Origin of the sequence: Pseudoalteromonas piscicida, assembly GCF_002744175.1 — a bacterium.
Lineage (GTDB): Bacteria > Pseudomonadota > Gammaproteobacteria > Enterobacterales > Alteromonadaceae > Pseudoalteromonas > Pseudoalteromonas piscicida_B.
In genome coordinates this window covers 1-10,159 of the sequence record NZ_NKHF01000053.1, presented here as the reverse complement: position 1 = coordinate 10,159, position 10,159 = coordinate 1, and the positions used below count along the sequence as shown (strand labels likewise).

Annotated in this window: 6 protein-coding genes; 5 read left to right on the top strand and 1 reads right to left on the bottom strand. The window is 44.8% G+C overall.

Annotation, left to right across the window (positions count from 1 at the left end; translation table 11 throughout):
* Positions 1-121: 121 nt before the first annotated feature.
* The 4 genes from CEX98_RS12100 to CEX98_RS12085 all read left to right on the top strand — a co-directional run bounded on the left by CEX98_RS12100 (position 122) and on the right by CEX98_RS12085 (position 5,939).
* Complete coding sequence (locus CEX98_RS12100; RefSeq protein ID WP_099642323.1) at positions 122-784, top strand: alpha/beta hydrolase; 663 nt, start codon at positions 122-124, stop codon at positions 782-784.
* A 206-nt stretch (positions 785-990) separates the two neighbouring features.
* Positions 991-1,716 (top strand): TetR/AcrR family transcriptional regulator, encoded by a 726-nt coding sequence (locus tag CEX98_RS12095; protein WP_099642322.1) that lies wholly within the window; start codon positions 991-993, stop codon positions 1,714-1,716.
* A 15-nt stretch (positions 1,717-1,731) separates the two neighbouring features.
* The gene (locus CEX98_RS12090) at positions 1,732-2,832 is read left to right on the top strand and encodes an efflux RND transporter periplasmic adaptor subunit (protein WP_099642321.1); all 1,101 of its coding nucleotides are present in this window, start codon (positions 1,732-1,734) and stop codon (positions 2,830-2,832) included.
* Positions 2,832-5,939 carry an efflux RND transporter permease subunit gene (locus tag CEX98_RS12085; protein ID WP_099642320.1) on the top strand — a complete coding sequence of 1,036 codons (3,108 nt, stop codon included), beginning with the start codon at positions 2,832-2,834 and terminating at the stop codon, positions 5,937-5,939. Before CEX98_RS12090 ends, CEX98_RS12085 begins: the two co-directional genes overlap by 1 nt.
* Before the next feature lie 124 nt (positions 5,940-6,063).
* Here the strand turns inward: CEX98_RS12085 and CEX98_RS12080 are convergent, their stop codons facing one another.
* Complete coding sequence (locus tag CEX98_RS12080) at positions 6,064-7,251, bottom strand: NAD(P)/FAD-dependent oxidoreductase (RefSeq protein WP_099642319.1); 1,188 nt, start codon at positions 7,249-7,251, stop codon at positions 6,064-6,066.
* Between the two features lie 542 nt (positions 7,252-7,793).
* On the opposite strand from CEX98_RS12080, the gene CEX98_RS12075 reads away from it, so the two are divergent.
* The gene (locus CEX98_RS12075; RefSeq protein ID WP_099642318.1) at positions 7,794-9,920 is read left to right on the top strand and encodes a S8 family peptidase; all 2,127 of its coding nucleotides are present in this window, start codon (positions 7,794-7,796) and stop codon (positions 9,918-9,920) included.
* Positions 9,921-10,159: the final 239 nt, after the last annotated feature.

Here is a 10,159-nt window from a genome sequence, read left to right as displayed (position 1 = left end):
GCGAGATAAACTCGCTCCCACAAGGTGAACTCGTCTCTACAAAAATAATCCATCGCGATATGCTTGATTCTTTTCTCGCAACTTATACCATTTCACTACATCAACTAAAAAAAAACTAAAAATGAATTACTTACAACGTACTACTGGTACTTTATTTGCTGCTTTTTTGGCATCTTCCGCCTCAGCAAATACGCTATATTCGGATCTACCAGAGCAAATTAATCCATCCGCTAAATACGTTTTTTATTCTCATGGCTATATCGTTGAAGGTGATAACGAAACGCCTATTCATAAACGTTGGGGTAAGTACGACTTTCCAGCCATCAAGCAGGCATTAAGTGATGAAGCTTATACACTAATTGCTGAACATCGACCTAAAGGCATCGCACCAGAAACGTATACTAAAACCCTTGCCAGCAAGGTCCGCAAATTACTGGATGCAGGCGTTAGTGCAAAGCACATTACACTGGTGGGATTTTCTCGTGGTGGCGCATTAACTATTATGGCCAGTAATACATTAAAAAATGATGCCATTAATTTCGTCATATTGGCAGGCTGTGCGGGGCTTATCAAAAAGAAGCCCAACATTCAGCTCTACGGCAAGGTGTTGTCCGTTTACGAAACCTCAGATCAGGTGGGCTCTTGCGACTTTGTAAAAGCACGCTCTACAAACATCCAAAGCTTTGAAGAGTTTTCAATTTCTACCGGCAAAGAACACGGCGCTTTTTATCTCCCAAGAGACGAATGGTTGGCACCTGTTAAAAGCTGGATTTTAAATCACTAAATAATTAACCTGAGCTTCAGATAATTAGCGTGGCGTTCTCTGTGAAACGCCATATAGAGCCTTTACTCTACCTTCCTCCGGCATATTTAAATCCCATTTTTAAGCAACTAAGCATTGTTTACTTATTGCACTTTTAAAAATTCCCCCTATAATTGAACCTCATTCGAATAACGTTCGAATGAAGTTCAAATTGATAAGGAGCAGCAATGGCACCAGCACCTAAGTACGACAAAGAAACCCAGCAGCGCATGATTTTAAATGCGGCCGAACAATGTATTAACGAGTCTTCAGTTACTGATTTTACGATGGCCAAGGTGTCTTTGTTGGCCGGCCTGTCGATGGGATCAATTTATAAATTTGTGCAAACAAAAGAAGACTTAGTGATGGCATTGGCTTACGAGTCTTTTACACACACCTCTAGTGTATTTCAGCAGGTGTTATCGCTCCCATTAAGTACTCCTGAGCGTATGCTTGCAGTGTGTCTTATCTCTCCACAAAAGCTGAAACGCTTTTCTTTCGATTATGAACTGCAATCCTACTCGACCAATGAGGCGGTGATTAAACGAGCGTCGGAGTTTTGGACCAACAAAATTATCGAATCCTGTGGTGGCTGTGAAAACGTGTTTAAGCAAGCGTTGATCGATGGCATTGAAGCTGGTGAATTGCAAGCCACACCCAATCTCCATGAGATGATAGAAGAGATCATTATTACGGGCTGGGCGCTCACTGTAGGTTATGAACAAGTACAACGTTTACAACAAACCAAGCAAATCGTTGAAGGTACTGCGTCGTTGCTCGCACCACTTGAGCTTACTGATCCGGTTATCCGCAGTACTGTGCGGCTATTAAACAGTTATCCATGGCAAAAACCGATCACCGAAGACTCCTTAGTACGTATAGAAGAAGCACTACAAGCACTTGCGCTTCGTTAATTTGAGGAAAACACAATGAATATCAAACGCTGGCTCGTCGCCACTGTTATCATCTTAATTGTTATCACCACGCTTGGTTTTGTGAAGTTTACTCAAATTCAAGCCGCTATTGCATTTGGCGAGTCTTTTCCTGAGCCTTCTGCATCCGTTAAAAGCACTTATGTAACAACCACTGAACATGTTGAATCGGTCAAAGTGGTAGGTCAGCTGCATGCCAAACGCACAGTGACTATCAGTAATGAATATCCAGGCCTAGTCACTTACGTTGGCTTTAAGCCAGGCGAGCAAGTCGAAGCTAACCAAGTACTACTACGCCTAGATAGCAGTATTGATGAAGCCAACTTGCAAGCCGCTAAAGCACGGGTAAAACTTGCTAAATCAACCTATCAACGCGTTGCTAAGTTACTTGAACAAAAACGTATCAGCCCAGACGAGGTAGACAAAGCGGAAGCTGAAGTGGCAATCAATCAGGCTGAAGTAAAACGACTAACAAGATTGATCGAAAAGAAAACCATCCGTGCCCCCTACGCAGGCCAAACGGGATTAGAGCAATATCAAATAGGCCAATTGCTCGATGCCAACAGTGAGATCACTTTCTTAGTGGGATTAGACGAAAGCATGTGGGTTGACTTCAAAATACCGCAAACCCTGCCCCAGCCTAAACTCGGCGATACCGTTACTGTCGCCATTGCCAATGCTAATACCCAATTCACCGCTCGCGTACAGGCAAAAACCCCCACGGTAGACGTAGCATCACGCCAACAAAATTATCGTGCTGAATTACCAAACTTCAACGGCGCCCTTAGCCATAACCAAATGGTAATGGTCAACGTACCCACGGAAGTGGTAAGCGCCGCAGTTGTGCCAACCAATGCTATTACTCGTAACCACTTTGGCGAGTTTGTGTATGTGCTTGAAAAAGACGAATCACAAAATTGGCGCGCGAAACCAGTCAAGGTTACGCTTGGCAACAAGGTTGACGATCACCAACTGGTACTTTCGGGATTAACAGGCGGCGAATTTATCGCATCCGAAGGGGCCTTTAAGTTACAAGAAAACTTACTGGTTTACACCGATCAGGTTGCCGCTACAGACACCTCGGACGGGGAGCAATAATGAGCGCCTTACACGAAAACAAACCCTCCATTATGGATATTTTTGTTAACCGTCCTGTGCTTGCAATTGTGGTCTCATTTTTAATTATTTTAGCGGGACTAAACGCAGCACGAGATATTTCAGTACAGCAATATCCAAAAATAGAAAGTGCGTCCTTGGTGATCAACACCGTTTATACCGGCGCCGCCGCAGACGTAGTAAAAGGTTATGTTACAGAACCCATTGAGCGTGTTGCTTCAACCGTACCGGGCGTAGATTATGTCGACTCAGTCACCACCTCAGGACTGAGTAAAGTTACCGCTTGGCTTGAGCTGAATCACAATACCACAGACGCCTTGGCAGAGCTGACGACCCGATTAAACCAGATCAAGTTTGAGTTACCTAGTGGCGCTGAAGATCCGGCTATTCAAATCGTGCGTGCCGACAGTCCTTACGCAGTCTTTTATCTGGATGTTGAGTCTCAAGGTTTGCCACGCAATAACGTGAGCGATTATTTGATCCGTAACGTTGTTCCTTCGATGTCTGATATTCCTGGTGTGCAAAAGGTCACGCTAGAAGGTGGTCGCGATCCGGCCATGCGCATTTGGCTTGATACCGAAAAACTCGCTATTTATGGCGTAAGTGCCAGCGACGTATTTGCAGCGCTACAAGCAAACAATACCATTGCCACACTAGGTTATAGTGAAAATAACCGACAACGCATTGACCTGATGGCGAATACTTCTCTAAAAACGGTAGCAGACTTTAACAACTTAGTGGTAAAAGAAGTCGACGGCGCACAACTCAAGCTTGGACATATCGCCACAGTAGAACTTGGTGAAGCCGAAGGCATGGTAACCGCCCGCCTTGATGACCACGACACGGTATTTTTAGCCGTTTGGGCATTACCTGGTGCCAATGAAATTGATATCGGTGACGCGCTTTATAAAAAAATTGATGAGATAAACACCATCTTACCTGATGGCATGCACCTAAGAATTGGCTACGATGGCACGCTGTATATGCGTGATTCCATAAAAGAAATTTTCACCACGCTGGGAGAAACTGTACTACTTGTGGGGATTGTTGTTCTCGCAATGATGGGCTCGTTTAGAACCGCCATGGTGCCGCTGGTTACCATTCCTATCTCTATTTTAGGCGCAATCGCGGTGATCTCAGCTATGGGTTTTTCACTCAACTTGCTGACCATTTTGGCTATCGTGCTTTCTGTTGGTTTGGTCGTAGATGATGCAATCGTGGTAGTTGAAAACGTTGCGCGCCATATGCGCGAAGGCAAACCCAGATTACAAGCAGCGCTTATCAGTTCGCGTCAATTACTCGTACCAATAATTGCCATGACGCTGACCCTTGCAGCGGTCTACGCGCCAATTGGCTTTTTAACAGGATTAACGGGGTTTTTATTTAGAGAATTCGCGTTCACCCTAGCCATTGCGGTATTAATCTCTGGACTGGTTGCTATTACCTTATCGCCTATCATGAGTGCTTACGTTAACCCCGAAGGCGGTAGAGAAGGTAAATTAACGCAAAAGGTAAATGGCTACTTTGACCGATTACAAGCGTTCTATTTTAAGTCGCTCGACACCTTGTTTAAGTGGCGTCCGCAGGTGTTTTTTGTCGCTATCGTGTTCTCTTTATTGTCGGTGCCGTTTTACCTGTTATCACAAAAAGAGCTTGCCCCTATCGAAGATCAAAGCAGTATCCAAGTCGTTGTGGAAGCACCACCTGAATCTTCTCAAGCTTATACTTCCACAAAAATGAATGACACAGCCGAGGTAATGAACGCCACCGAAGGCGCTGAGTTTACTTGGCAGATTATTACGGCGGCAGCAGGTTTTGGCGGTGTAGAGCTTGCACCATTTGATGAGCGAGAAAATTCAGTACACGACTTACTGTACGATCTATACGGCCGATTAGGCAGTGTGACAGGGCTAAGTTTATTCCCTATTCTACCGGCATCGCTTCCTACCGCAGGGCAGTTTGATGTTGAAGTGGTATTTCGTGCCAGTGACGACCCAGCCGCGATGAAACAGTATGCTGATGAGATTATTCAACGGGCAACCGCCAGTGGCAGCTTTATGTTCGTCAATACCGACCTAAAAATCGACCTACCGCAAGCCGAGCTTGAAATAGACCGAGAGTTGGTCGCTGATTTAGGACTAAGCTTATCGTCGGTAAACGAGCAGCTCAGCATTTATATGTCGAATAATTTTGCCAACTACTTCAACAAAGAAGGTAAAGCCTACCGCGTCATTCCGATTGTGGGCGATGGCGAAAGATACAATCCTGAGAACATCCTTAATATGCAAGTAAGAACCGATGCCGGCGATCTTATTCCGATTTCAGCGTTTGCTACCTTGCGCACCTTTACAAGCCCTAGAGTGCTTGGTTCATTCAATCAGCAAAACTCGTTTAGAATATTGGCAGGCACACTGCCGCACATTACTAAAGAGCAAGCGCTAACACAGGTTGAAGAAATTGCAGCAGACGTCTTACCGAGCCATTACTCCATTGACTATGCTGGTGAGTCCAGACAGTTAAGAAAAGAAGGCAACACTATGGTTGGCGTCCTCCTGTTTGCCATGATAGTGGTGTTTTTCTTACTGACGATCCAGTTCAACAGCTTTAGAGATCCGCTCGTGGTACTACTCGGCTGCGCGCCGCTGGCACTCGCAGGTGCATTGATGCTGCCGTTTTTATCGCTCACGACAGTCAACATTTATAGCCAAATCGGCCTAATCACGCTCATTGGGTTAATCGCCAAAAATGGCATCTTGATTGTTGAATTTGCGAACCATTTACAGCTTGAAGGTAAATCGAAATTTGAGGCGGTAAAAGGGGCAGCAGCCACACGTCTAAGACCCATACTGATGACCACAGGTGCAACCGTGCTTGGTCACTTCCCCTTGGTTTTGGTAACCGGCGCAGGCGCAGAAGCACGAAACAGCATAGGTATTATCTTAGTCGCAGGCATGCTCATCGGCACCTTCTTCACTTTGATTGTTTTACCGCTACTTTATGAAAAGCTAGCCAGCGATCACCGTGGCGAAGCCGAAACCATTGAAGCCTATCCAGAGGCGCAATTGGTAGGCAAAGCCAGTATGACGTGATAACTGGCTAATAACCAAAAGGACACTAAGTATATGCTTAGTGTCCTTTTAAATTGGTAAACGCCTTTCTTTTAATACCTGCTCTTTATTTCAATTTATAGTTGCTTTTTTTGCGCGACTTGGGCTAACAAACCTGCCCGCATGCCCACCCTGAGCTCCACGCGTATTGGAAGTTATAGCCTCCGAGCCATCCGGTGACGTCGGTGACTTCGCCGATAAAATACAGGCCTTTTTGTTTTTTAGCTTCGAAGGTTTTGGAACTTAATTCATCGGTATCCACCCCACCTAAAGTAACCTCTGCAGTGCGGTAACCTTCTGTTCCATTTGGTTTTATTTTCCAGCTGGTAAGAGTTTCTGTGAGCTTTTCAATCTCAGTGTGGCTGAGTTGGTTGGCATTTTTATCTGGGATACTACCGTCGCTGATTAAGGCTTCAACAAAGCGCTTTGGTAAGATGGTTGAAAGCAGATTCTTCAGGCTCTTTTGCCCTTGTTCACTACGCCAGTTATGCAGCTGTGCTTGCACATTTAAGTCTGGTAATAAATTAATACTAACAAACTCACCTGCTTTCCAAAATGAGCTGATCTGCAAAATTGCTGGGCCAGATAAGCCTCTGTGGGTAAAGAGAATATTCTCTCTAAATTGGGTGCCGCTTTCGCTGGTTACTAGGCTATCTACACTAATCCCCGATAAACCATCAAAACGTGCTTTGTCGTGCTCATGGAGTGTAAATGGCACAAGCGCTGCCGTGGTTGGCAATACGGTTAAGCCGAATTGTTCCGCTATTTTATAGCCGATTGGAGTTGCACCAAGTTTTGGCATGGTTAAGCCACCAGCAGCGATCACTACTGACTCACAGTTAAAGGTTTGAGTTGTGGTTTTAACTAGGTAGCGACCATCGGCTTGCTGCTCAACCGCGAATACTTCTTGACGTAGATGCAGTGAAACGCCCGCCCAATCACATTCGGTAAGAAGAATATCTACAATGTCTTGCGCGCTGTTATCGCAAAACAATTGCCCAAGCGTTTTATGATGATAAGCCAGACCATGGCGGTCTACCAGTTCAATAAAGTCGTGCTGGGTATAGCGGCTTAGGCACGACTTTACAAAGTGTGGATTTTTACATAGATAGTTAGCAGGTGACGCATTTTCATTGGTAAAGTTACAGCGACCGCCGCCACTGATCAAAATTTTACGGCCCGGTTTTTTCCCCATATCAACCACTGCAACTTGCCGCCCTCGGTATCCTGCTTGTGCGGCGCACATTAATCCTGCGGCACCAGCACCGATAACGACTACATCTATTTGTTGCATAAATTTACTCAACTCTCTATCTACTATTTCTACATATGCCGTTTAGCAAAACTTTATCGTTAACAGCAAAAACCTAGGCAAGCGAAAATTATACCTAGATTCATCCTCTAATCACAGTAACGAATACAAGCTCAGCGCCGAATGCTTTTTAACCCAATGTAAACACCACGAGATTTAACCCATTCAGGAACAACGTAAAAGAAACCCCATGGGATGACAGTAAATCACAAAGCTAGCACTTTTTAACTATATTTTTATTAACTCTATTATCTACAATTGCTTCACAAACTAAACAACCCACTTTTGTTTACAGTCATTTACAATGTAACTGAAATTTATTCAACCCAACACAAAAATTAAAAATATCGATTAAAAACAATACAGTAAGAATTTTTTATAGCCATATATCCATCCGTATATAACTAAAAAATTAGTGCAAATAACAAAACAGCGCTTTCTTTTTTTTAACCAGGAGTTTACTTTCACTGACCATCAGCTTTCTATTAACAGCTGAACAACAAGTTAGAAACTAGGGAAACATTATGACAATCAATAAAAACTTTAAGCGCGCTGCGCTAAGTGTTGCGGTAAGTGCTTTATTCACTGCAACAGCAGTTACAGCAGCACCATCACAGTCAATAGGTCAAGACACAGCCTTGGCAGCCACAGCAAAGAAACTATCTTCACAAAATACGCTTGGCACACAGTTTATTATTAAATATAAAGATTCAGGCTCTCAGATGATGGGTTTATCGGCGACTGATCTTGCACCTGCAAAGATGCAACAACGCGCTAAAAGCTTCGTAAAGGGCTTCAAGAGCAGTAAAGCGAGCGCTCGCGCCCAATACGTACGTTCAATGGCACTAAATAACCACCACGTAATGCGTGCTGACAAAAAGCTTTCTGCAAAAGAAGCGCAAGCATTTATGGATGAAGTGATGGCCTCTGGTAATGTCGAGTACATTGAAATAGACCAAATGCTAAAGCCATTTGCTACACCTAACGATCCTCGCTATAGCGATCAATGGCACTACTTTGAATCAGCCGCAGGTATTAATGCGCCAGCAGCTTGGGATAAAGCAACAGGCCAAGGTGTAGTTGTAGCGGTATTGGATACGGGTTATCGCCCTCACCTAGACTTAAACGCAAATATCCTGCCTGGCTACGACATGATTTCCGATACATTTGTAGCTAATGATGGCGGTGGTCGTGATAACGATGCACGAGACCCTGGTGATGCGATTTCTGCAAATGAGTGTGGTTATACTCATGGTGCTCAAGACTCAAGCTGGCATGGTACACACGTAGCAGGTACGGTTGCTGCTGTATCAAATAACGGTGAAGGTGTTGCCGGTGTTGCATATGACGCTAAAGTTGTTCCTGTGCGTGTTCTTGGTAAGTGTGGTGGTTTAACGTCTGATATCGCTGACGGTATCATCTGGGCATCAGGTGGCTCTGTTTCAGGTATCCCTGCAAACGCTAACCCAGCTGACGTTATTAACATGAGTTTAGGTGGTTCTGGTGCATGTAGTTCAACAACACAAAATGCGATTAACCAGGCACGTAACAATGGGACTGTGATTGTAATTGCAGCGGGTAACGACAACGACAACTCTGCAAATTATAACCCTGGTAACTGTAGCGGTATCGTAAACGTAGCTTCTGTAGGCCGTGATGGTAGCCGTGCATACTACTCAAACTATGGTTCAAACATTGATGTTGCAGCTCCGGGTGGCGCTCAAAGCTTTGCAAATGACCCTGAAGGCATTTTATCTACTCACAATTCAGGTTCGGGTTCACCTTCAAGCGACAGCTACCATTACTCGCAAGGGACATCAATGGCAGCACCTCACGTAGCTGGTGTTGCAGCGCTAATTAAGCAAGCAAAACCAACTGCTACACCTGATGAAGTTGAAGCTATCTTAAAAAATACCACTCGTAGCTTTGCTGGCAGCTGTTCTAATTGTGGAACAGGCGTTGTAGATGCTGAAGCAGCAGTAAATGAGGCGCTTGGCGATGTCACTCCACCTACAGGCAATGTACTTGAAGATGGCGTTGCAAAAACAGGCCTAAGCGGTGCAGCTGGTAGTGATCAGTTCTTCACTTTTGACGTACCTGCAGGAAAAACCAATGTTACCTTCACCATGAGTGGTGGTACTGGTGATGCAGACCTTTATGTAAAACTTGGCAGCCAGCCAACGACAAGTAGCTATGATTGTCGTCCCTATAAAGGTGGTAACGCAGAAGTATGTAGTTTTGATGCGCCACAAGCTGGTACATATCATGTCATGATCAATGGCTACCAAGCTTATTCAGGTGTTAGCCTTGTAGCTGCAACTTCGGGTTCTAGCACTGGAGGTCCACAAGCCGGTGGCGGTACTGTTGAAGATATTTCTGCATCAAGCGGTCAATGGGCACATTACACAATTGAAGTGCCTGAAGGCATGAGCGACTTTACCGTGAAAACATTTGGCGGCACAGGCGATGCAGATCTATTCGTTAAGTTTGGCTCGCAACCAACAGCAAGCAGCTATGACTGTCGTCCATATGAAAATGGTAATACCGAAACATGTGTGATCACAAATCCACAAGCTGGTACTTGGCACCTAAGTATTAATGCATACCGTACTTTCTCTGGCCTAACGCTAGACGCGCAGTACAAGCCATAAGTAACGCATAGTAGGCTCAAATTTGGGTCTTCTTTCCACCAAGTAGAGGCCGCATTCGCGGCCTTTTTTAATAATTTCGAACTCATCCCATGGGAGCGAGTTTACCTCGCGATATTTAGAGCTCGCCGCATGAAGCGGCTCCTAACAAAGTATTCATTCGTGGGAGCGAGTTCACCTCGCGATCTGTTAAATGCTCGCCGCGTGAAGCGGCTCCTACCAGAGTATTCACTCTGTGGGAG